Below are 22,861 nucleotides of genomic sequence, written 5' to 3'. Positions count from 1 at the left end.
TCAACATCCGGGACTGCCACATCGTCCGTCCAATTCAAGAAAATCCCCGGTGACCATTAGTCTAATGTTTTTGTCAGCCATCGCCATTCTGCTGATGAGCCTGTTTGTCGCCATATCGCTTGGTGCCAAATCGTTAACACTTGAAACGGTGTGGGCTGCCATATTTCAGTACAATCCGGCTCTGACACCGCATCAGATCATCCATGAGCTCCGTCTCCCCCGCGTAGTTGCTGCCGCTGTCGTAGGCGCGGCCTTTGCAGTAGCAGGAGCACTGATGCAGGGAATTACGCGCAATCCGCTGGCGGATACGGGAGTCCTGGGCATTAACGCAGGTGCCACCTTCATGGTGGCGTTGAGCTTTGCCATCTGGCCGGGACTGCCTTATGCCTGGCTCATGGGTCTTTCATTCATTGGTGCCGTGCTGAGCACCCTATTTATTTTCCTGCTGGGGTCGGCTGCGCCGGGGGGACTGACTTCCATGCGGCTGACGGTTGCTGGTGCTGTCGTTGCAGCCATGCTCAGCTCGCTAAGTACAGGTGTTGCGATTTATTTTGACCTAAGTCAGGATCTCGCCTTTTGGTATGCCGGTGGCTTTGGCGGTATTGAATGTCGGCATCTGAGACTCATTGTTCCTGTGCTTCTGATCACGTTGCTGCTGACCATGCCTCTTGCCCGGAGAGTATCCCTCATGTCGCTTGGAGAGGAAGTTGCCCTGGGCCTGGGGATTCATATTCGCATGACCCGATTCCTTGCCCTCACGGCTGTGGTCATTCTGGCAGGCGTGTCCGTATCCGCCGTTGGCTCGATCGGATTCGTCGGGTTAGTGATTCCGCATATTTCCCGTAAACTCGTCGGTGTCAATTATCGTCTGATCATTCCCATGTCCTCCCTGCTCGGAGCCATCCTTCTGGTATTGGCCGATCTGGGGTCACGCATCGTAAATCCACCGGAGGAGCTGGCGGTAGGCATCATGGTTGCTTTTGTCGGTGTACCGTTCTTCCTCTATCTGGCCCGCAAGGAAAGGAGGGCATTGTAACATGAGATCCACTGTGCCCTCACGGGGAAAACGATCCATCGCAGTCAGCGTTACGCTGATCTGTATTGCATGCACGGTTATCGTGATTAGCCTGAATACGGGTACAATTCGTCTCTCTCCGCTCGCTGTACTGCAAACCCTGCTTGGTAATGGTACTGCAGACGATCAGATTGTGTTGTTCGATTACCGTTTGCCTCGCATTCTCATTACCGTCCTGGCTGGAGCAGGACTTGGCATCTCGGGAGCGGCCCTTCAAGGCATTACGCGCAACCCGCTTGCTGATCCGGGCATTCTTGGCCTTCATGCAGGAGCCGCATTGGGGCTGATGGTTTTCGTAAGTCTGTCCTATTCCATGGATGACTCGATTGCCCTGCTGATCCCCTTGTTTACTTTTGCAGGCGGAGTCATCTCAGCACTGATCATTATGCTGCTCGCCTATGACCGGCATAACGGAGTATCTCCCATCAAGCTGATCCTGGTCGGTATCGCGGTCGCCGCAGGGTTTCATGCGCTAACGTTATATCTGTCTCTTCGGCTGGATGAAGATACGTATTCCTTCGCTGCCCGCTGGCTCGCCGGCAGTGTGTGGGGTCGGGACTGGATTCACGTGCAGGCTCTGCTTCCATGGATTGCAGTCTGTGTTCCCTACATCTGGAGCCGGTCCAAAACGCTGGACGCTTTCGGTCTTGGAGATGCAGCCGCCACGGGCATCGGTACACCTGTCAGATCCCAGCGCATATGGCTTCTCTTATGTACAGTGGCGCTGTCAGCCATAAGTGTATCCATGGCCGGAGGTATCGGATTCATCGGGCTGGCCGCACCACATCTCGCCCGCAGACTTGTCGGTCCGATGCATCGCCACCTGATTCCGGCGGCCGGTCTCCTTGGCATGGTCATCCTGGTTACCGCCGATACGATTGGACGAACCATTTTCCAACCGAATGCCATCCCCGCAGGTATTGTGGTGGCTGCCATTGGTGCACCTTACTTTTTATATCTGCTGGTGCGAACCAAATGATCGAAGCCGTTGATCTACTTTATTCATCTAATTATTAACATCCAAGTGATGTTCAAGGAGAATGTGAATATTCATGTTAAAGAAAAATGTATTGCTCGCCCTGAGCATTTGCCTGATATTTGTGCTTGCCGCTTGTGGAACTGCCAGCAATTCTGGCTCTTCATCCGCTGCTGGCAGCACTTCAACGGATAGTACTTCCGAGCAGCAGGATAGCAGTCCGGCTTCCGGAGAACAACGCATCGCGTCGATGTCCATCCACCTGACGAATGACTTGCTGGCACTTGGCATCACACCCGTTGGGTCCGTCATTGGCGGCGAAGCCAAAGCATTCCTGTCCCATGTTGCAGATCGCCTGCAAAACACGACACCGCTTGGTCCGGTGAAAGATCCCGACATGGAAGCCCTACTTGCCCTGAAGCCCGATATAATCTATCTTGATGAAGAATTTTCCGGTGAGGAGATTGCCAAGTTCGAGAAAATTGCTCCTGTGCATGTATTCAATCTGGATGACGGTACATGGCGTGATCACCTGAAGGATATTGGCAAGCTGGTTGATCGCGAGAAGGAAGCAGAGCAATATATTCAGGATTATGCAGCAGAGACCGAAGACGTAAAATCATTAATTCATGACGAGATCGGCGATGGTACCGTGATGGCCATCCGTGTAACTGCCAAAGAATTGCGTGTGTTTAGCACACGCCGCCCAATGGGGCCAATCTTGTATGATGATCTTGGACTGACCCCGGCCAAAGGCATATCGGATATTGATTCCACCAAGCCTTACCAGGTGATCTCCCGTGAAGTACTGCCTGATTTCGATGCAGATGCCATCTTCGTAGTGGTGAACTCGGATGAGGAAGCGGAGAACATGTTCAAAGAACTGCAAAACAACCCGATCTGGCAAGGGCTAAAAGCCGTTAAAGCCGGTCACGTGTACACCATCGGTGCGCAGCCTTGGCTGGACTACTCCGCCATTGGCAATAAAATGGCACTGGATGAGGCCAAAGAGATGTTTACCCAAAAATAAACCAACGCCTTAATGGAAAAATCACAAAAAAACCTCGCTTACGAACTGGAGAGGGAACGGCAGACTTGCTGTCCTGTTCTCCTCCGTCCGAAGCAGAGGTTTTTTTCTATATATTAATGAAAGCCTGGCATTCCTCATCCTCATAAGGTACAAACGACAATCTCAACATCCGTGTCAGCAAACGTATCCTGAATAATGCCGCTTACTTTGTCCCACTTCAGTCTGTCGAGTCCGCAACCAATCTGCGGCATGGCCAGCTTACTGATTTGTTGTTCTACACAGACGTCTCGCATCGATTGCACCGCTTGGGTAAACGATGGATAGGTCGGTTTATTCGAAAACTTCGCCTTGGTTACCAGATTCAACGTACGTCCCACCGGGTAACACCGTCCAATCTCAAGCGCTTCCTGCTTCGCCTGCTCCTGTAGAACCTGAAGCCCGAACCTTTCCCGAAACTGTACTGCAATTCCCGCCCCCATACGAGCATCAGCGGAAATACAATGAGCGAGCGTATAAGCTTCATCCATTGCAAACAAATCCTGTTGGATCTCACGAAATTGCATCTGAATCCTCCTTCTTCACATCTTAAAATGACTTACTTGCTGTTCAAAGCAATTGTTCTTGAAACGCCTTGATTATTCTCTGTCCAGCTGATCTGTCCAACACAGCAAATACAATCCGCTCAAAGGACTGCCTGAAATTCTCCTGTACCAGGACATCATGGAAATACCTCGCCACATCCACCGGGTCATTCCGGAACACCCCGCAACCATAAGCACCCAGAACAAGGGTACGATGACCATTCATCGCTGCCACGTCCAAAATATACCGAATTCGCTCCTTCATGACCGACTCGATCTGCTGGTCATCTGCCTGCTCCCGTTCCTTCACAACGCCAGCATTGACGGCAGGAGCCGTAATAAAGGCGGTCGTGTAATATTGGGCTAGCAGCCGGTCCTCATCATCACGTATGACAGGTACATCCGGCGAATAGATCATATAGTCGGAATACAGACAGGTGCGCAGCTTACGATTATGATCATACATTTCATTCATTTGAGAAATACAAGGGTATAACCCGGAAGCTCGGGCGAGACTCTCTTCCTGTGCCTGACTTCCCCCCAGGAAACCACCACCCGGATTTTTCGCTGAGGCAAAGTTCAGGCAAACGACATCCGTTCTCCCCTCGTCCACCACGAGACGTGAGGCTGCGGCAAGCGTCGTCTCACCGGTGACTTCAATCTGGGCAGCTGCAGACTTAGGCGCTGCCTGTAATTGGCGCACCTGCTCCCGAAGTGCCGGAAGTTCATCCGGACGGTATAAAACGGAGCCCTGAATCGCTCGTTTCAAATCTTCATCAATCGATACCTTGCGGTCATATCCGTTGATGTAATGCCCCTCTTCCAGGATGGCCAGTGTTTCCTGGGCAATACGAGCCCGACTTGAGCGCTGATTCGTGCTTTTTAGCTGGTTATTTTTCTTATGCTGGTTAGCATTCATTCGAATCACTTCCTATCTCATCTCTTAGCCGGGTCAGAATCTCACCGAGCCAGTTGGTTCCTCGCCATGTTCTGCGATGGCGGATACGTGGATCTTCTTCTGCCAGTCCAACTCCCCAGATCCGGTCATCCGGGCTTGCTTCCACAAGGGTCGTGCCACGGGTGGCGAGCAATGCGGCGAGCAGGTCTTCATTTTGTGTGAATTTGGCCTGATTGCCTTCATAAACAATGCGTTTGCAGTTTGCTTCCCATATCGTCTGGTCGAATCCGGTTACCTGTCTGCCCAGCTTCTTTTGTACTGAAGCTGAGCTTTCCTTCAAAATCTTGTCCGCCATTGCCTGGTCGCCAAACAGCAGTGCTTTCTGATGCATCATGTACTGTTCGGCACTCGTATAACCAATTCCGTTCACCGTAAAATCAGCCGGATGCCACTGGGAAAAGGGTGATGCTGTACGCCAAAAGAAAGTAAACTTCTCCATGATTCCTTATGTCCTCCTTGCAATAAAACAATTATGTTGTCATACGCTCTGGGTTCAGTCTGTATAAGCGGGAAGGACGATGTCCTGCATTGCCCGTAAACTCTCCGGTTTCGATTACCCAATCGGCAATTTTGCGCCGGAAGGCTGCAGCCAGCAGTTTTTTGCCACCAATAATCTCATAGACCTTCTGCAGGGCCGTCAGCGTAAATGTCTCCGGCATCAGATTAAAAGCAATATCCGTATATTCCACTTTCGATCGTAATCGTTCCAGCGCATAAACCATGATCTTGGCATGGTCAAACGCTATGCCCTTCACTTCCAAGATTGTCATACTGCTGCTTCGAACGCTTCCTTCCACAGCTTCCTTCACCTCAATGACAGCCGATAGCTCCTCTGTTCCGTTCGACAACGTCAGCTGAACTCTTCGTTCCGTCGTACGACCTCGTTCATGAATATGACGTTTCTCCTCAAGGAGCCGCTGTTCTACCCTGAACCAGTCCGCATCACTCGCATCATCGCCTGCTTCCAGTTCAAGCTCGCTGCTATCAACGAGTGCCATGTACGAGCAGCTAATTACCCTTGTACGAGGATCACGGTGCACATCGCCCCACGTGTACAACTGTTCCAGATAGATGTCATCCAGCCCGGTCTCTGTAACCAGCTCGCGGCGTGCTGCATCTTCCAGGGATTCCTGCATGGACACGAATCCACCCGGTAATGCCCACTTGCCCATATAGGGATGACCACCGCGGCGAATCATCAGCAGCTGCAGTGCCGGCTCAGCAAGTTTGCGATAATTGGACTGAGCTTCGCTCCTTATCGTGAAGACAAGCATATCTACCGTCACGGAAGGACGCTCATAATCACCTGCATCATATGTCTCCAGAAACTGCTGCTCGCTTATATTGGCATGATTCAGATGGTCCAATGGTTGGCCCTCCGAATAACCTTCATTTGTCATATTTAAAACCCCATTCTGTTATTAACAAAATGTTATTAACAATTAGATAATAAGAGGTTAACACATCCATTAGCCTTCGTCAATATTTCCCATATCTTAAAAATGAGAACTTCTGTACTGGTTGGGATCAGGTGGGTGTTAAACTGCATGATTTCAATGCCAAAGGAAATAAATTCCTGCTAAATTCCTGATTCAGGAAAAAAAGGGTTGACGGTGCGAAGTGCAGGTCTGTATACTGTGTATATTGATATATACAGTATACACAGCGAACACAGCTTGCATAGTAAAAGTGTGAGATGGAAAGGCAGGCTTGGTGGCTAACCCGCAGCGATCATTTTAATACAACTGTGTTATATCTTTTTCAATACAACTGTGTTATATTAATTTCAATTCATTCGTATTAATAAGGGGGATGTTTCGCTGGAATGAAAAGAATCGTATTATTGGATGTTCTTAGAGGATTTGCGATTATCGGTACATTGGGGACGAATATTTGGCTTTTTGCATACTTAGGCTCTCTGAACAAAATGTTTGGCGATCCGCTTCAACCCTGGTGGACCTCGGGTGATCGTTTACTGCAAACACTGATGCTTATGCTGGTGAACGGAAAATTCCTCGGACTTCTTACTCTTCTCTTCGGGGCAGGAATGGAATTAAAGCGGCAAAAAGCACTTCGTAAAGGATATGTCTGGCCAGGGGTTTACATATGGACATGTGTGCTGCTGCTCATTGATGGATTGCTGCACTACACGTTGGTCTTGGAATACGATGTGCTGATGAGTTATGCAATTACTGGCATCATCGTGTCCTTCATCATCAACCGTTCCCGCCGCTTTATTTTGATCGTGATGGGGCTCATGGGTGGTATACATCTCATCGGAGTGGGTGGAATTACCGCACTGTTGGCCCTTACAGAGAGTGGTGCCACCTTCAATAACATGGACGTGATTGCCAAGCTATACGCCACGGGAACATGGTGGGAGCAGGTTCTATTCCGGCTGGACAACTTTGCTTTCTTTCGAACAGAGTCCATCATCATCATGCCGCTGAATATATTTCTGTTCCTGCTGGGTTCCATGCTCATGCGTGCAGGCCTATTCTCAGACGAGGCATCCGGACGTCTTAGACGCCGCAAATGGATGAATTTCGGGCTTGCCGCCGGCATTCCTCTGAACCTGCTCCTGCTGGTGCCGGGAGGCAGCATGGACTTGTTTGTTCGGTACATCAGTGCACCGATCCTTACGTTCGGCTATCTTGGGCTAATCGCTTACATGCTGGAGAAAAATAGGTTTGCCGGTCTGTTCAGGCGGTTCGAAGAGATTGGCAAGATGGCATTGAGCTGTTACATTCTGCAAAACATTCTGGCTTCCGCCATCTTTTACGGATGGGGTCTGGGGCTCGGTGGTTATCCCCCTTCGCTTGTGATTGTGTTACTGTGGGCCGGCATCTGTATTGTATTGATGTTATTCTCACATGCATGGCTGCTCAAATTTAAATCGGGACCGGTCGAATGGTTATGGCGCAAGCTCTCCATCTCTCCTGCCGTCAAGTCACAGTCACGGACTGAACAGATGTAATATCAAAATGGTTCCCTGAATTGAGCAACACCGTATTTCTCCCTCTTTAGTTCGAGCTGCGGATCTGTTCCGGAGCTCTTTTTGTTATGTAGCAAAACCTGCATCGCTCCGTGCTGGTGATACGATGCCCTCGCATTTTTAATTTGACCTTACAAATGCCTTGACGGTATGTAAGATCAAACTTATGATTTAGTTAGTCGACTAATTAATAGGAGGGTAGCATATGCATTCAGCCCGCAGCGAACGGCTGCTCGGACAATTATCCGAACTTGTGAAGCTGCATCGCTATAAAGTTCATGAGAAGCTGGTTAATCACCCCGAGCTGTACCCCGGACAACCTCCACTGCTGTTCCAGCTTGACCGTGAAGATGGTCAAACCCAGAAAAGTCTGGCCGAGAAGCTTCGCCGTACTCCTGCAACCGTTACAGTCATGCTGAAACGCATGGAAACATCGGGATATGTAAGGCGTGAAGCCGATCCGAATGACCAGCGCAGTCTGCGTGTCTATCTGACCGACCAGGGCCGCAGCGCGCTCAAGGAGTTGAGTGAGGTATTTCAGGAACTGGAGCTCCAGGCTCAGGAAGGATTTACGCCAGAAGAAACGCAGCTTATGTCAGCGCTTGCACAGCGCATGATTCACAACCTTCGTGAATCCTGAATGACGCATGGAATTGTAGCAGCATGCTTTTTAGACTTCATTGAATGAGGTGATTTCCCTATTGTGGACGTTAAAACGATTTTTGACGCCTTATAAGTCAGCCGCCATACTCGCTCCACTCCTCATGGTGCTGGAGGTAGCCATGGACCTGCTTCAGCCGAAGCTGATGTCCAGCATTGTGGATGATGGCGTGCTTGCCGGTGACCTGCCCCATATTGTACGCACAGGGCTGTTCATGCTTTTGTTTGCCCTCATTGGCTGGGTTGGCGGAGCAGGCTGTACACTCTTTTCCAGCAAAGCGTCTGTAGGATATGGTACGGATCTGCGCCAGGAGCTGTTCGACCATATTCAAACCTTTTCCTTCCGTAATTTGGACACATTCCAGGAAGGATCGCTCATCACGCGTCTAACGAGCGATATTACGCAGATGCAGACCTTTGTACAGATGCTCCTGCGAATGTTCATCCGGTCACCGATGCTGATCATCGGCAGTATTATTATGGCATTTACGATCAGTATCAAGCTGGCGCTGATCCTCATGATGACCGTACCCGTTCTCTTTGTCATTCTGTATATTCTCATATCCGCTTCATATCCGCTTTTTGCCAGCGTGCAGAACAAGCTGGATCAAGTCAACGCCGTTCTGCAGGAAAATCTAGCTGGGATTCGTGTCGTCAAGGCTTTTGCACGTGCAGGCACGGAGAAAAAGCGTTTCAATCAATCCAATGAGGATTATACGGGAACAGCGGTGAAAGCCTGGCGCATTGTTACGCTGAATGCACCTGTACTTAGCCTGATGCTGAATGCGACCATCGTAGCCGTATTGTGGTTTGGCGGGTTTCAGGTTGTAGGAGGCGATATTGCAGCCGGGGATCTGATTGCTTTTATCAACTATGTAACGGTGGTGCTCTCCTCCCTCACCTCCATCGGCATGATGATGATGAGTTACTCCCGGGCCAAGGTGTCTGCCGCGCGGATCAACGAGGTTCTACATACAGAGCCGGACATTCAGTCAGGCCATGAAGCTCAGAGTGAGAATGCATTGCCGAATCAGGCCATTCAGGTTGGCTCCAATCCGGCATCCAGGGCTACTCGCCGACCAGGTGAGGTGGAATTCCGGGACGTTTCGTTCCGTTATGACGGCGAAAATGCCCTCACGGGAGTTAATCTTACTGCGCGAGCAGGGGAAAAAGTAGCTTTACTCGGTTCCACCGGTTCAGGCAAGACAACACTCGTGCAGCTGATTCCCCGCCTATATGATGCCTCACTCGGTGAAGTACTTGTTGGCGGCGTTAATGTACGGAACTGGGATCTTCAGCTGCTTCGCAGCAGAGTGTCCATTGTATTGCAGGAATCCATTCTGTTCAGCGGCAGCATTCGGGATAATATCGGCTTCGGCAGACCGGATGCCACGGATGCCGAGATCCGTGCTGCGGCGCGGGCAGCGGCAGCGGATGAATTTATCATGAACCTGAAAGATGGATACGACACGGAGCTTGGACAGCGGGGAGTCAATCTCTCCGGCGGGCAGAAACAGCGTATTTCCATTGCGCGTGCCTTGCTCATGCGGCCGGATGTTCTTATTTTGGATGACAGTACGAGTGCAGTCGATCTGCGAACCGAAGCAAGCATTCAGAGAGCACTGCATTCCCTGATGAAAGACAGTACAACCTTTCTAATTGCACAGCGCATATCTTCGGTGAAGGATGCGGACTGCATTTATGTGCTGGATGAGGGGAGAATCGTGGCAAGTGGTACACATGAAGAACTCATGGCCAATTCCACACACTATCAATCCATTTATGATTCCCAACAACGGAAGGAGGATGTTCAATTTGGCTAAACCTGCATCTTCCTCCACGCAGCCACCTGTCTTTCCTCCGATCGGAAGACCTGGACCGGGCCGGGGACCTGTTCCGAAAGTAAGAGCCAAAAATGCCAAGCACGCCATCCTGCGAGTATGGTCTTACATGGGACGCCATCGCAAAGGAGTTATCATGGCTCTGGTCCTTACCGCTCTCGGAACACTGCTTAATCTGGCGGGACCCTACCTTCTGGGCCGTGCCGTCAATGAGCATATTGTTCCGAAAGTGACGGACGGCCTTTTGAAGGACTGCCTCCTGTTATTAACGGTATACGTCCTGAGTTCGCTCATGATGTGGGGACAGTCTTATGTCATGATCGGCGTATCCCAATTGACGGTGAAGGATCTGCGCCAGGCTTTGTTCTCCAGGCTGCAGCAGCTGCCCATAAGCTTTTTTGACAAAAATCAAAGCGGAGACCTGATGAGCCGGGCTACCAATGATATCGATAACGTGTCCACTACCCTGAATCAGAGTGTGACTCAGCTGATGTCCAGTGCAATTCTTCTTGTCGGTTCGCTGTCGATCATGCTTGCTCTGGATATCCGACTGACGCTTCTCAGCCTGGTGACCGTGCCGCTAATCACCATTGCGACCAAGCTGATCGCTTCCAGAACACGCAAACATTTTTCAGCCCAGCAGAAGCTGCTCGGTGAGCTGAATGGTTATGCACAGGAAACGATCGCCGGACAAAAGGTGGTTGCCGCCTATAACCGTCAAGAACAGGCGCACCAGCATTTTGAGAACCTGAATGAAAAGCTGCGTACAGCGAGTACGCAGGCCCAAACCGTATCCGGGCTGGTTGGACCTACGATGAACGTCATGAACAACATTGGATTTGCCATTCTCGCAGCAGTAGGTGGATGGATGGCTTACCACGATTTAACGTCCATCGGACTGATTGTAAGCTTTCTCGCCTATTCCCGGCAGATTGAGCGACCACTTAACGATCTTGCGAACCAGTACAACCTGATTCAGGCAGCCATTGCCGGTGCTGAGCGTGTGTTTCAGATTATGGATACACCAAGTGAATACGAAGAGAAACAGGAGAAGCAGCTGGATCACATTCAAGGTAAAGTTGTTTTTGAAAATGTATCCTTTGGATACAATTCCGATAGAGAGATTCTGAAAAATGTCAGCTTCACCGCGCAGCCTGGCGAGATGATTGCTCTGGTCGGGCCAACAGGTGCCGGCAAAACAACCATCATTAACCTGCTCCCCCGCTTCTATGAAATTACAGGCGGAAGCATTACCATTGATGGCACGGAGATCTCAGAGCTGGAGAAGGTTCACCTCCGGCGCGGACTCGGTATTGTGCTGCAGGATGCCTACCTATTCTCGGGAACCATTCGTGATAATATTGCCTACGGCAAGCCGGATGCGACCGATGAGCAGATCAGGCAGGCAGCTGAGCTGGCCAATGCCCACTCCTTCATTCGCAAGCTGTCCCAAGGTTACGACACCCCCATTATTGCGGGCGGAAGCAATCTGAGCCAAGGACAGCGGCAATTGCTGACGATCGCTCGGGCCATTCTCGCCGATCCGGCCATTCTCATTTTGGATGAGGCAACGAGCAGTATTGATACCCGGACGGAAATGCAGATTCAGGAGGCGATGCGCACGTTGATGAAAGACCGGACCAGTTTCGTCATCGCCCATAGACTGAGCACGATTCGGGAGGCAGATCAGATACTGGTGATTGATTCAGGCCAGATTGCCGAGCGGGGTAACCACGAGGAACTCATGCAGCAAAAAGGGTTTTATTATCAGCTCCATCAAGGTCAGCTAAACTGATCCATTAACTGAGCGACAACAGAAAAGCGCCGCACAAAGGTTCCCTGTACTGGGACCTGTGCGGCGTTTCATTTGTTCTAGGAGGTAACTTCTTAGGCAATTACTCCACGGCTACTACCGGGAGCTCCAGTGTAAACGTAGAGCCTACTCCCACTTCACTCCGTACCGTAATTTCTCCATGGTGATCATGAGCAATCTTTTGGCAGAGCGCCAGCCCAAGCCCCGTCCCTTCTTCCTTCGTTGTATAAAATGGATTAAATATATCGGCAAGGGCCTTCTCCGGTATGCCGCTTCCCGTATCCGTAATGGATGTATATGCTTTGTCTCCTTCATGAACAAGAACAATATGTACTTCACCGGGATCATTCATTGCTTCGAATGCATTGCGTATCAGGTTGATTAACACCTGTACAATTTTGTCCCGATCCATATGAACCATAACAGCTTCTCCCTTCAGCTCAAGCGAAATCCGGTGTCCACGGGATGCTGCATCTGACTCGGTTAATGACAAAACACGTTCAAGGCATTGACCCAGCCTCTCCGGTTTCATTAGATGAGCCTGCGGCTTGGAAAATTGCAGAAATTCTGCAGTCAGGTCCGTGACCCGGATCACTTCGCCCATAATCACTTCATACCATGGGGCAATATTGAAGGCTTGTCCACGTGACAGCTGCAAGAATCCACGAATCGCCGTGAGCGGATTACGGATTTCATGCGCCATGCCGGCTGCAAGTTCTCCAACAGCCCTGAGCCTTTCCGAACGGTAGATCTCTTCTTCATTCTTAATCCACTTGCTGCGCTGTGCCTGAAATAGTCGCTCCTCTGCAATCGTTATTAACTGCTGGAGGGTCTCTGCTGTCTCCGGATAGACCGAAATGCTATACGTAACCTGTAATCCTTTCAGATCGGTAGTTTGCATCGTACTCATTCGTTCCTCGATACCCGCAACCTCGGGCAAAATGATTGAAAATCGATCTCCCGCATAACGGGATATCCCATAAGCATCCGCAAAATGCTTGGAGATGCTCCCCCCTGTCCCCGCTATGATGGAACTCCAATTGTTTTCCACTTCCTTATTAAATCCGTTGAAATTCTGGATGTTCAGAAGAATAAGCAAAAAGGAGTGCTGCTTCTCTGCCGTTTCCTGCAGTGCATTCATATATCCTTCATAGTTGAGCAGCCCTGTAAGCGGGTCGTGCAGGGTGAGGAATTGATTTTTTTCGCGCAATCTGCGCTTTTCTGCTTCGCTGTTAACCAGCGTATGATACAGAAAGATTATAACAATTGCCGTGAGTAGATCGAATAAGGAAACCGACAATGTGTAGGCATCTATCGTAACGTAGGATAGCCGAATCCCTGTATATTGCAGCACGAGCAGGAGAGAAATGGGCAGGGTCTGCTCTACCCGCTGTTTGTTCTGAATCATGGTCATGATGAGCAGGTAATATAACATGTTGCACCAGTTCAACTCACTGAAATAGTGAAATACGCCAAGGAAGATCCACTGAATTTTCTGTAATACAGGATATCGTCTTTCTCCATAAATGCTGGCAACAAATAAGGCACCGGCAAGGATCATCCATGTGAGGCTGGAAGTGCGGCCCAGAAAATAAGAGGACAGGATTACAAGCAGGCAACCCAGCGGGAAAATAACCCTTTTCATCGTGTACGTTAGCAAACAGCCTCGCCCCCCTTGACAATCTACTCATATCTAACACTTCATTTACATGCATTATATCGATTATGATTAGCTAATGTTGTCGATTAATGGAAGCTCTCCAAATTGGAATGGATAGGGCTCATGGATTATATACCATTTATTTAGCATCTTGAATAGCGTTCCTGCACATCATCCACCCTTTTTCTGGTATGTTATAATACAGTAATGGATTTATTTTCAATAAAATTGGAAGTTGCAGGTGATTCTCTTGGTGGAACGTAGAAGACCATTCGGAATTGGTACATTTTCGCTGCTCATTGTGGCTTTGGGATTTGCATTTAATTATGCATGGGGGCCTGATGATTTTAGGTTCGGGTATTACCTGTTTCATCAGATGAATTGGCCAATCTATAGCAAGGGTGACGAAGGACTGATTATTCCAACAGTAATAACTGCCATCTTCTGGATCCCTGCCATCATCATTGCAAGAAAACACAACGTACACTATGGTACAAAAACAGCTTCAATCGTGGCCGGTGCTATGCTGATCATCTGTTTCATAGGCCCTTTGGTTACTATGTTGGATTGGATCGTCAATTCATAAAGAAAAAAGAAGCCAGCGCTCTAACGTTCCAGAGCGCTGGCTTTATTCTTTCCTCTCCACATATCTATTTCTTCGCCATATATTTGCGGATATCAAATGCAACAGCGGCAACTATAATTAATCCTTTAATTATCAGCTGCCAATAGGGACTTACACCGATAAAGGTAAGGCCGTAGTTGATAACCCCGAAGATGAGCACACCGGCCATAACACCTGGCACTGTTCCGATGCCTCCTGCTGTTGAAACGCCACCAACGACACACGCCGCAATGGCATCCAGCTCATACATATTGCCGTAGTTATTCGTCGCTCCGCCTGTGCGCGCTGCCTCCAGCACACCCCCCAGTCCATACAACGCGCCCGCAATGGCATACAGGGCAATCAAATTACGTGCGACATGAATTCCCGACACATGCGCGGCCTGGATGTTGCCGCCAATGGCGTACATATTTTTACCGAGGCGGGTTTTGTTAAAAACGACCCAACAGATTAAGGCTACTGCAATCGCAATCAGTACAATATAAGGGATCGAGTAGCCCCCACCCAGATCAATATAGCCTGATCCGATCACCGTGAAGTCCGGTCTAAGTCCTCCAATCGGCTGTGACTGGTTGGGCTCTGTATCAAAATAAATCGAGTTCAAACCATATACGGCTACCATCGTTCCAAGCGTGGCGATAAATGGAGGTACATGCAGCTTGGCGACTATAATTCCATTTACCAATCCGACAATCAGACCAGCCACAATTCCGATTATAATGGGCAGCCCTACCCATAAATGCGGCAGATCCGGGAAGAAGCGATTGGCATATTCGTCAATTTGCAGCATGGACGCGGATACCACAGCCGTCAGACCCACCACCCGGCCAGCAGACAGATCGACCCCGCCAGTGACGAGAATGAAGGCTGCCCCGAGTGCAATGATGGCCCTTGTGGAGGACTGCTGCAATATATCCCGTAGGGTAGAGAAAGCAAGGAAGTTCGGGTCCGCAATGGCAATGCCGATGACAAGCAGAATAAGTACGATAAAGATGGCTCGCTGCGTTACATACTGTTTCACCTGATTGATGACTTGCGTATTCATCTGTTTCCTCCTGTCTAAGCCATCCGCTGCTGAGCGGCCAGCCTCATAATTTCCTGCTCTGTGGCGTCGGCTCCGTCTACAATGCCGGTCAGCCTTCCTTCACTCATCACCATGATCCGGTCGGACATCCCGAGCAGTTCAGGCATCTCCGAGCTGATCATGATAATGCTTTTGCCCTGACGAGCCAGTTCCGTAATAATGGTGTAGATTTCAAACTTGGCCCCCACATCAATTCCCCGCGTTGGTTCATCAAGCAGCAGAATTTCTGGGCTGGTCAATAGCCACCGTGCCAGAAGCACTTTCTGTTGATTCCCCCCTGAAAGGTTGCGAATCAGCGTGTTAACGGAAGGTGTTTTAGTTCTGAATTTCTGAGTTTGCTCCCTTGCCTCTTCGCGTCCCTTCTTTTCATCCAGCAGTCCAGCGCGGTTCCGGTACCTTCCCAAACTCGCAATAATTGTATTTTCATATACGGACAACACCGGAAATATGCCTGTAACCCTTCGTTCCTCGGTCAGCAGCGCCATATGATGACGTTTCGCCGCGGCGGGTGAGTTGATCTTCACCTTGCGTCCATGAATCGAGATTGTGCCCGAAGCAAGCCCTCGCAGTCCGAACAAGGATTCGATCAATTCCGTCCGCTGCGCTCCAACGAGCCCGCCAATGCCGAGCACTTCGCCTTTTCGGAGCTCAAACGTAATATCTCTGAACGAGTGGGGCTGACTTGATGTTAACCCTTCCGCCTTCAAAATCACTTCGCCAGGAACGTTGGTCCGTTCCGGAAAACGTTCATCCAAATCCCGTCCGACCATGCGGGTGATGATCAGATCGGTAGTCAGATCAGCAGCATCCCAGGTACCGACAACAAACCCGTCACGCATAATGGTGACTTCGTCCGAAATCGTGAGAATTTCCTCCATTTTGTGTGAGATGTAGATAATCGATACGCCTCGGCTGCGAAGCTCGTTAATGATAGCGAACAGCTGCTCTACTTCCTTGCCTGTCAGAGATGAGGTCGGCTCATCCATAACAATGACTTTCGATTGAAAAGAGACCGCTTTGGCGATTTCCATGGATTGTATTTTGGATACGGATAACGTTCCTGCCTGTGCCTTCGGGTCGATATCCAGATTCAGGTCTTTAAACAAGGCCAAGGTATCGGCATACATCTTCTTCTCGTCGACCAGCAACCCTCTCATCGGGAAACGTCCCAGCCATATATTCTCCATCACGGGACGATGAGGCACCGGATTCAGCTCCTGATGGATCATGGATATACCATGCTGCAGTGCTGCTTTGGAATTCGGAATGTCGACCTCTTTTCCATCGATTCGAATCGTGCCTTCATCCGGTCGGTACATGCCGAACAAACATTTCATCAGTGTCGATTTGCCCGCCCCATTCTCTCCCATCAGGGCGTGGACCGATCCGGGCTTCACCTTCAGGGTAACCTGACTAAGTGCCTGCACACCTGGAAACCCCTTCGAAATTCCGTCCATCTCCAGCAGATAAGGTGATGCCATTTGGTTTCCTCCCTTCCATATGCCCAGAAAAAAAGGACGCCACCGGTAAGACGGACGTCCCTCTCTGCTGCTGTTATTGGGCGTCGGCAATGTTGTCTTTCGTAATTTTCTTGTAGGCAATCCAGACATATTTGCCATCCGTAATGTCATACCCCGTATTTTCCTTCGTCGGCGTCTCGCCCTTGGCGAGTGCCGCAGCCAAAGCCACTGTTGCTGCGCCCTGGTTCTTCGCATCATTTAATACGGTGCCCAGCATCGTGCCGTCCTGAAGCGCCTGAATGGCAGGAGCGGTTGCATCCACACCAACGACAGGCATTGCCTTGCCGTCCTTGAAGTATCCTGCTGCCTTCAATGCTTCGATGGCACCGAGTGCCATGTCATCGTTGTTGGCAAGTACAGCTTCAATCTTGTCGCCGTGGGAAGCGAGGAATGCCTGCATTTTCTCCTGGCCTTTGACCCGATCCCACATCGCCGTGTCTTCCGCCAGTGCCTCTACTTCAATACCTGCATCCTGGATCGCCTGTACGGAATATTTGGTCCGCAGCTCTGCATCCTGGTGCCCCGGCTCCCCTTTCAGCATGACGTACTGCAGTTTGCCGTCCCCGTTTTTGTCCGCTTCGGGATGGGCTTTCCAGTAATCTACAATCAGCTGGCCGGAGATCGTACCCGACTCTTCCGCCTTGGCACCGACGTAGTACACCTTATCCCATTTATTCATGTCTTCGGCAACCGGCTCACGGTTAAGGAAAACAACAGGAATGCTCGCAGCCTTGGCCTTGTCGATGATTACACCCGCTGCAGTACGGTCTACCGGATTTACGGCCATGGCACTGTATTTCTTGGATACGAAGAGATCCACTTTCTCATTCTGGGTCGGCTGTGCGTTCTGGCTATCCACGATATCGAGTGTGGCTTTGCCCTCTGCTGCTGCCGTCATCGCATTCCGTACGCCCGTCATGAACGTATCATCAAATTTGTAGATCGCAACACCAATTTTCGGCGTCTCCGTTCCGCCTGCTGCCTGCTCTTCCGTACCGCTTCCCGTACTTCCACCCGCACTGTCTCCACCGCTACTGCAGCCCGCAGCCGCAACCATGAATGCAGTAAGCAGCAGTGTAATCCACGTTTTCTTCATATCCTAATGACCTCCCCCAAGTTCATTCGGCTTCACCGATGTCTTTATTATGAAAGGGTTTACACCATTTTCGAATACAATATCTTCATCTGTTTTATCGAAATCTTCCTCTCTTCGGTTCATGTCTTCTATCTTCATTGAACAAACGGAAACAGCAGCTTCTGGTTATCCATCCAGAACATATTGTCCGTACTGACCAGCTTCGTTTCCAGCGTCACTCTGGCTTGCACCTCCTGATTATTCAGCCGTGCCACGGCCTGATTCAAACCAAGGTACCCTGCGCTGAAGCCATTTTGCACAATAAGATACTGGAATACCCCTTCCTGCAGCTGCTCCAGCTGCTGCTGCTCACTCCCGAAGCCTACAATGTTGACCTGATGCTCCAACTTGCGGCGATGCAGTTCATCCGCCGCTCCCAGAGACGCAGGCTCCTGCAGGGCAATGAAGCCGTCTACCTGCTGCTCGTCCAGCAGCTGCTTTGCTGCCTGCCAGCAGACTTCGCGGGTGCTGCATACGGACTTGGGTTCAACCTGGATACCCGGATACTGTACCAGCGCTTCCATGACCCCCTGCTCCCGGTGGATCAGCCCTGGATTCACAGGATCGGGCCCCAGCAAGGCTACACTGCCTCTGCCTCCCAGAAGTTCGGCCATCGCTTCACCTGCCTGCCGCCCAGCCTCCACATTATCCATGGAAATGACACTCGTAATGCCTTCTACAGGGAACTCATCGTTGAGAACAACCACCGGAACACTCATGCCGCTCTTATTCATCGTTTCGGCCTTCTGAATAATATCTCCAAGTACCTTCTCACTCAGTGGATCAACAAGCAGAGCGAAAGCGCCCTGTTCCAATGCCTGCGTCACTGCTCGGATCTGTGCCTGTTCACGCTGACTGTACGCCGAGACATTCCGCCCGGACAACTCCTGCGGATCTCTGGCTCGGTGGATCGTCGAATCCGGATTGGATGGTGCATACGTTGCTGCCTCGGATGGAAATGCCTCCACCGTCAGCAGTTCAGCCCCATGTTCCTTAGCTGCTGCTTCTGCCCCGAGCCTTATCGCTTCAGCAAGTTCACCTGTCCCAGCAGGGGTAATCAGAGCGACACGAGGTGGCGGCAGTACCGAATCAGCATTGGAAATGCCACATGCCGTACTCAGAAATAAACAGCAGCCTGCCGCAGCGATCCCCATCCATCTGCGTACACGAAGGAGGGGCTGACTGAACTTCTTGATGGAGTCTGGACGAAAGATCCTGCGGATGATTGCTTTATCTTCATTACCTTTTATCATAAAAATCGCCATCCTCCCGTTCGCATTGAATCGGTATCCGAATCCAGACCGTCGTTCCTTCCTCCAGCTCACTCTCAAATTCAAGACCGCACCCTTCCCCGTAATAGAGCTGAATCCGGTCATGCACATTGCGCACGGCTACCCCTGACCCAGCACTACTCTTCACGATGGGGCTGCCCTCAAGTAGTCCTGCCACCTGCTCCTCCGTCATGCCGACGCCATTATCCGTGATGCGGAATACCAGCTGGTCGCTCTCCCGATAGACGCGGATCTCAATGCAGCCTTCATCCGTGTGATACTCAATCCCATGCACGATGGCATTTTCAATTAACGGCTGAAGGACCAGCTTCAGTGTCAGACAGTCCAATGTATCCTCATCCGCATCCAGGCTGAACCGGAATTTGCGTTTGAACCGCATCTGCTGAATGGTCAGGTAATGGTGCGCATGCTCCAGCTCATCGCGGACGGTGATAATGGTTTTCCCTTGGCTTAGACTTATGCGAAATAGGCGTGAAAGTGATGTGATCATGGTGATCACCTCTTCATTACGACTCATGCCCACCATGCGTACGACAGAGTTCAATGTGTTGTAGAGAAAATGAGGATTAATCTGGGCCTGCAATGCTTCCAGCTCGAGACGCCGTTTCTGTTCCTGCTCATGGATGATCTCATTCATCAGGGTACGAATCTTGTACACCATCAGGTTAAACCGACGGGATAGCCGCTCCACTTCAAGCGGTCCCTGAACGGGCAGCTCAACATTGAAGTCCCCTCTCTCCACGGCTTTCATCTTCCGCTCCATCCGCCGAATCGGACGTGTCAGACTGGAAGAGAGCAGCATGGACACGAGAATGACCAGTATTAACACAACCAGCAGTACCCGGACAAGATAGCCATTGACCTCCTGCCGGGTTGTCATGATTTCATCCAGGTAGGCCACACCGACAATTTTCCATCCGATATTGGCTACAGACTTCACGGTATTCAGTCTTTTCTGTCCATCCGCTTCATCTTCATAACTGCCTGTGGCCACCAGGGCCTGTTCGATATTTTCGCTTTTGAGTCCCATATACATCAGCTGCTGCTGCGGATGATAAACAATGTTGCCTGCGCTCTCGTCGATGATGTAGACATAACCCCGCTGCCCCAGACTGACCCGGCGGCTCAGTTCATCCATCTGTTTGAAATTGATATCCACCAGCAGAATGACCTGTCGATCCTGACCATTTTGCCGTACAGTAATGCCTTTGCTCATCGATACGACCCATCTATAGGGGCCTGAGTACATGTTCTGAATATGAGGCAGTGAAAAGCTAAGGTGGTCCGGCACTCGGAGCGCAGATTGAAACCACCCTTGCTGTGTCACATGGGCGCTTGATTTCAACTCGGCGGAAGGTCTGTTCTTGAGCAGTTCGCCCTTGGAGTCGAGCAGTGTAATGGAGATAATGTCCTCCCTGCTGCTGAGCAGTGTATCCAGCTGTTTGTCCACCTGTTCCCCTTCCCAGGTTCCGTCCCGCAGCATATGCTCCTCGATGGCTCTGTAGAGATGCGACATGCTCCGGACATAGTCCTCCAAATTGTAGCTGACCTGATCGACAATCTGCCTCGTTGTCAGTTCGGCGCTTCGTTCGGCAGCCTGGGTGAATTTGTCATGCAGAAGCAGGGCCATGATGGTGAGCACAAGTACAATGAAGATGGAAAAGGACCACGTGATAATAGACCGAATACTGCTGACCTTCGAGGATCGAAGACGGAAACGCAGCCGGAGCCATAACTGTCCCATCCATCCGGCTATCGTTCTCATCGTTCTGCACCTTCACCCGTTATCATCCCGGACTGCTTGCGATATTCTTTGGGCGAGACGCCGATATGTTTCTTGAAGCAAAAGCTGAAATAATTCGGTTCGGCGAAGCCTACCCGTTCCGCAATCTCAAACGACTTCAGCTCCGTAGAGCGAAGCAGTTCCTTGGCCGCCTCCATACGGATCTGCATCAAATATTGCAGGAAGGTAAGCTGTACTTCTTTTTTGAAAATGCCACAAAAATAACCTGAACTGATATGCAGATATCCGCATACCTTCTGTATGGACAGATCGGGATCGGCATAATGTTCCTTCGTAAACCGCAGCGCCTGCTCCACAATATCCTTGTATACATGCTGGCGCCCGCTGGCAATCCGGTGCTGTACGAGCACGCAGACTTCCCTCACTTTGTCTTGTGCCTCAGACAGTCCCGGCAATCGGAACATATCCGCATACAATTGGAAACCGGAACCGAAGATATCCTCCATATCCTCACCAGATGCCTGCGCTGCCTTCCATACCGTCGTCAACACTTCAATCAGGTACAGCTGGATGTCCCCTCGACCATGCTCCACCGTAATTTCCCGGAAAATGATATCCAGTGCATCTTCAAGCTCTGTTCTGGTTCCTGCCTTGAGCGTACGGGTCAGCGTCTGCTGCTTCAGCTCGTCAAAACGCAGCTTGCCTGCAGTCTGCCGCTCCACGTCTGCAATATAGATAAGCGAATCCGTCCCCGGTACCAGTCTGTAGTCGAGCGCCAATAATGCATCCTCATAGGCATGTTTTACATCCGAGAGGGTATCGACCATGGACCCAGATCCCACCGTGGCCGGGATACGCAAGTAGTGATTAATGCTGCGGATGACATTTTCAAGGGCATACTGCTGACGTTTCTCCCCTTCACCCTGACCCCAGCGATCAATAAAAAGCAGAACAATGGCTTCCTGGTGCATAAAAGCATGTCCCGCCCCGTGTTCCTTCCATACTTCTTCGGCAATGTTAAGCGCAGCGAACTGCTTCAGTTCCGCATCCTCGGAGTGACGCAGTGATCCCCCGGAACCGTGGTTACCCTGTTTCTCCGATACGTTGTCTGCCCTGACCGATTCCTGAGTATTCACTCCAACTTGATGGCCATTCTTCTTCCCGTCACCCTCCATGTGCAGCGTCAGAACGGATACCCCATACCGTTCACCGTATAGGTCCAGACCGCACTGTTTGGCTTTGTCATGAATGTACGCCGGCGATTTCTGCCGATGCAGCAGTGTAGCCATCAGATCGGCCTGCACCAGCGGCAAGCTTGTATAATAATGATCCCGCAGCTGCCGGACATCTTCACGTTCTGCTACTTCAGATGCCATCTGCGCTCGCAGACGTGTAAGCAGTTCGGTCAGATGCCCGGCTGAGAACGGCTTCAGCAAATATTCATCTACACTCAGTGAGACGGCCTGCCTGGCATAATCGAATTCATCATACCCTGTCAAAATGACAACCTTCACGAGTGGGTTGCGTTCCCGCAGCCTTCGCGCAAGTTCCAGTCCATCCATAAACGGCATGCTGATGTCGGTTACTACAATATCGGGCTCAACCCTCTCGGCCATCTCCAGCGCTTCACGGCCATTCTCTGCCAAACCAACGATTCGCAGGTCCAGGGCCTCCCAATCCACCTCTATAACTAATCCTTCGCGTACGTCTTCTTCATCATCCACCAGCAATACCCGGTACACGTCCGAATTCCTCCCCCAGCTCATTGGAATAATGCAAGATGCCTCATGTATATGTCGTTTTGATCCAAGGTTGCCATCATACTATACAATATTATTTCATTTGTGTAATCGCTTTCTTTTTGAAGGGGCA

General features: G+C 50.5%; 19 protein-coding genes. 8 read left to right on the top strand and 11 right to left on the bottom strand.

Annotated elements, in window-relative coordinates; all coding sequences use genetic code 11:
• Nucleotides 1-13: 13 nt before the first annotated feature.
• The 3 genes from AC3RCI_RS05070 (at nt 14) to AC3RCI_RS05060 (ending at nt 3,081) form a co-directional block, all read left to right on the top strand.
• Nucleotides 14-1,036 carry a FecCD family ABC transporter permease gene (locus tag AC3RCI_RS05070; RefSeq protein ID WP_492529802.1) on the top strand — a complete coding sequence of 341 codons (1,023 nt, stop codon included), beginning with the start codon at nt 14-16 and terminating at the stop codon, nt 1,034-1,036.
• A 1-nt stretch (nt 1,037) separates the two neighbouring features.
• Nucleotides 1,038-2,054, top strand: coding sequence for a FecCD family ABC transporter permease (locus AC3RCI_RS05065; RefSeq protein ID WP_492527789.1), 1,017 nt, complete (start codon nt 1,038-1,040; stop codon nt 2,052-2,054).
• Nucleotides 2,055-2,127: 73 nt separating this feature from the next.
• Nucleotides 2,128-3,081, top strand: coding sequence for an iron-hydroxamate ABC transporter substrate-binding protein (locus AC3RCI_RS05060; protein WP_492527787.1), 954 nt, complete (start codon nt 2,128-2,130; stop codon nt 3,079-3,081).
• A gap of 140 nt (nt 3,082-3,221) precedes the next feature.
• Here the strand turns inward: AC3RCI_RS05060 and AC3RCI_RS05055 are convergent, their stop codons facing one another.
• From AC3RCI_RS05055 to AC3RCI_RS05040, 4 genes are read right to left on the bottom strand one after another with little or no spacing between them, the layout of a single operon-like run.
• Nucleotides 3,222-3,644, bottom strand: coding sequence for a macro domain-containing protein (locus tag AC3RCI_RS05055; protein ID WP_492527785.1), 423 nt, complete (start codon nt 3,642-3,644; stop codon nt 3,222-3,224).
• 43 nt (nt 3,645-3,687) lie between these two features.
• The gene (locus tag AC3RCI_RS05050) at nt 3,688-4,581 is read right to left on the bottom strand and encodes a TIGR02452 family protein (RefSeq protein WP_492527783.1); all 894 of its coding nucleotides are present in this window, start codon (nt 4,579-4,581) and stop codon (nt 3,688-3,690) included.
• Nucleotides 4,571-5,059, bottom strand: a complete 489-nt coding sequence (gene ybiA / locus AC3RCI_RS05045; protein WP_492527781.1) for a riboflavin biosynthesis intermediates N-glycosidase — start codon at nt 5,057-5,059, stop codon at nt 4,571-4,573. Before ybiA ends, AC3RCI_RS05050 begins: the two co-directional genes overlap by 11 nt.
• A 31-nt stretch (nt 5,060-5,090) precedes the next feature.
• On the bottom strand, nt 5,091-6,020 hold the full coding sequence (locus AC3RCI_RS05040) for an NUDIX hydrolase (RefSeq protein WP_492527778.1): 930 nt from the start codon (nt 6,018-6,020) through the stop codon (nt 5,091-5,093).
• A 425-nt stretch (nt 6,021-6,445) separates the two neighbouring features.
• On the opposite strand from AC3RCI_RS05040, the gene AC3RCI_RS05035 reads away from it, so the two are divergent.
• From AC3RCI_RS05035 to AC3RCI_RS05020, 4 genes are all read left to right on the top strand, one after another.
• The gene (locus AC3RCI_RS05035) at nt 6,446-7,597 is read left to right on the top strand and encodes a DUF418 domain-containing protein (protein WP_492472177.1); all 1,152 of its coding nucleotides are present in this window, start codon (nt 6,446-6,448) and stop codon (nt 7,595-7,597) included.
• Nucleotides 7,598-7,820: 223 nt separating this feature from the next.
• Nucleotides 7,821-8,255 carry a MarR family winged helix-turn-helix transcriptional regulator gene (locus AC3RCI_RS05030; protein ID WP_492472178.1) on the top strand — a complete coding sequence of 145 codons (435 nt, stop codon included), beginning with the start codon at nt 7,821-7,823 and terminating at the stop codon, nt 8,253-8,255.
• 61 nt (nt 8,256-8,316) lie between these two features.
• The gene (locus AC3RCI_RS05025; RefSeq protein ID WP_492527776.1) at nt 8,317-10,098 is read left to right on the top strand and encodes an ABC transporter ATP-binding protein; all 1,782 of its coding nucleotides are present in this window, start codon (nt 8,317-8,319) and stop codon (nt 10,096-10,098) included.
• A complete protein-coding gene (locus AC3RCI_RS05020; protein ID WP_492527774.1) occupies nt 10,082-11,911 on the top strand; it encodes an ABC transporter ATP-binding protein in 1,830 nt (609 codons plus the stop codon). Before AC3RCI_RS05025 ends, AC3RCI_RS05020 begins: the two co-directional genes overlap by 17 nt.
• Nucleotides 11,912-12,011: 100 nt before the next feature.
• Here AC3RCI_RS05020 and AC3RCI_RS05015 read toward each other — a convergent pair whose 3' ends face one another.
• The gene (locus AC3RCI_RS05015) at nt 12,012-13,589 is read right to left on the bottom strand and encodes a sensor histidine kinase (RefSeq protein WP_492527772.1); all 1,578 of its coding nucleotides are present in this window, start codon (nt 13,587-13,589) and stop codon (nt 12,012-12,014) included.
• A 253-nt stretch (nt 13,590-13,842) separates the two neighbouring features.
• Here AC3RCI_RS05015 and AC3RCI_RS05010 point away from each other — a divergent pair, with 253 nt between their 5' ends.
• Nucleotides 13,843-14,175 carry a hypothetical protein gene (locus tag AC3RCI_RS05010; RefSeq protein ID WP_154892788.1) on the top strand — a complete coding sequence of 111 codons (333 nt, stop codon included), beginning with the start codon at nt 13,843-13,845 and terminating at the stop codon, nt 14,173-14,175.
• 64 nt (nt 14,176-14,239) lie between these two features.
• Here the strand turns inward: AC3RCI_RS05010 and mglC are convergent, their stop codons facing one another.
• The 6 genes from mglC to AC3RCI_RS04980 all read right to left on the bottom strand — a co-directional run bounded on the left by mglC (nt 14,240) and on the right by AC3RCI_RS04980 (nt 22,731).
• Nucleotides 14,240-15,259: a galactose/methyl galactoside ABC transporter permease MglC gene (gene mglC, locus AC3RCI_RS05005; protein ID WP_095288771.1), complete on the bottom strand. Its 1,020-nt coding sequence runs from the start codon at nt 15,257-15,259 to the stop codon at nt 14,240-14,242.
• A 14-nt stretch (nt 15,260-15,273) separates the two neighbouring features.
• Nucleotides 15,274-16,779 (bottom strand): sugar ABC transporter ATP-binding protein, encoded by a 1,506-nt coding sequence (locus AC3RCI_RS05000; RefSeq protein ID WP_492527770.1) that lies wholly within the window; start codon nt 16,777-16,779, stop codon nt 15,274-15,276.
• 73 nt (nt 16,780-16,852) lie between these two features.
• Nucleotides 16,853-17,914, bottom strand: a complete 1,062-nt coding sequence (locus AC3RCI_RS04995; RefSeq protein WP_183522481.1) for a galactose ABC transporter substrate-binding protein — start codon at nt 17,912-17,914, stop codon at nt 16,853-16,855.
• Nucleotides 17,915-18,048: 134 nt separating this feature from the next.
• Nucleotides 18,049-19,206 (bottom strand): sugar ABC transporter substrate-binding protein, encoded by a 1,158-nt coding sequence (locus AC3RCI_RS04990; protein WP_492527768.1) that lies wholly within the window; start codon nt 19,204-19,206, stop codon nt 18,049-18,051.
• A complete protein-coding gene (locus AC3RCI_RS04985; RefSeq protein ID WP_492527766.1) occupies nt 19,193-21,010 on the bottom strand; it encodes a cache domain-containing sensor histidine kinase in 1,818 nt (605 codons plus the stop codon). The genes AC3RCI_RS04990 and AC3RCI_RS04985 overlap by 14 nt, the downstream gene beginning before the upstream one ends.
• Nucleotides 21,007-22,731: a response regulator transcription factor gene (locus AC3RCI_RS04980; RefSeq protein WP_492527764.1), complete on the bottom strand. Its 1,725-nt coding sequence runs from the start codon at nt 22,729-22,731 to the stop codon at nt 21,007-21,009. Before AC3RCI_RS04980 ends, AC3RCI_RS04985 begins: the two co-directional genes overlap by 4 nt.
• Between the last annotated feature and the right edge of the window lie 130 nt (nt 22,732-22,861).

Source organism: Paenibacillus sp. MT124 (genome assembly GCF_058792755.1).
Note: the sequence above shows the minus strand (reverse complement) of the source record. Positions and strands in the feature narration are given on the sequence as shown.

Coding starts and splice junctions, on each gene's coding strand:
- AC3RCI_RS05020 (WP_492527774.1), top strand. CDS start 10,082: ATGTTCAATTTGGCTAAACCTGCATCTTCCTCCACGCAGCCACCTGTC.
- AC3RCI_RS04985 (WP_492527766.1), bottom strand. CDS start 21,010: ATGAGAACGATAGCCGGATGGATGGGACAGTTATGGCTCCGGCTGCGT.
- AC3RCI_RS04990 (WP_492527768.1), bottom strand. CDS start 19,206: ATGATAAAAGGTAATGAAGATAAAGCAATCATCCGCAGGATCTTTCGT.
- AC3RCI_RS05065 (WP_492527789.1), top strand. CDS start 1,038: ATGAGATCCACTGTGCCCTCACGGGGAAAACGATCCATCGCAGTCAGC.
- AC3RCI_RS05030 (WP_492472178.1), top strand. CDS start 7,821: ATGCATTCAGCCCGCAGCGAACGGCTGCTCGGACAATTATCCGAACTT.
- AC3RCI_RS05040 (WP_492527778.1), bottom strand. CDS start 6,020: ATGACAAATGAAGGTTATTCGGAGGGCCAACCATTGGACCATCTGAAT.
- AC3RCI_RS05055 (WP_492527785.1), bottom strand. CDS start 3,644: ATGCAATTTCGTGAGATCCAACAGGATTTGTTTGCAATGGATGAAGCT.
- AC3RCI_RS05050 (WP_492527783.1), bottom strand. CDS start 4,581: ATGAATGCTAACCAGCATAAGAAAAATAACCAGCTAAAAAGCACGAAT.
- AC3RCI_RS05060 (WP_492527787.1), top strand. CDS start 2,128: ATGTTAAAGAAAAATGTATTGCTCGCCCTGAGCATTTGCCTGATATTT.
- ybiA (WP_492527781.1), bottom strand. CDS start 5,059: ATGGAGAAGTTTACTTTCTTTTGGCGTACAGCATCACCCTTTTCCCAG.
- AC3RCI_RS05000 (WP_492527770.1), bottom strand. CDS start 16,779: ATGGCATCACCTTATCTGCTGGAGATGGACGGAATTTCGAAGGGGTTT.
- AC3RCI_RS05035 (WP_492472177.1), top strand. CDS start 6,446: ATGAAAAGAATCGTATTATTGGATGTTCTTAGAGGATTTGCGATTATC.
- mglC (WP_095288771.1), bottom strand. CDS start 15,259: ATGAATACGCAAGTCATCAATCAGGTGAAACAGTATGTAACGCAGCGA.
- AC3RCI_RS04995 (WP_183522481.1), bottom strand. CDS start 17,914: ATGAAGAAAACGTGGATTACACTGCTGCTTACTGCATTCATGGTTGCG.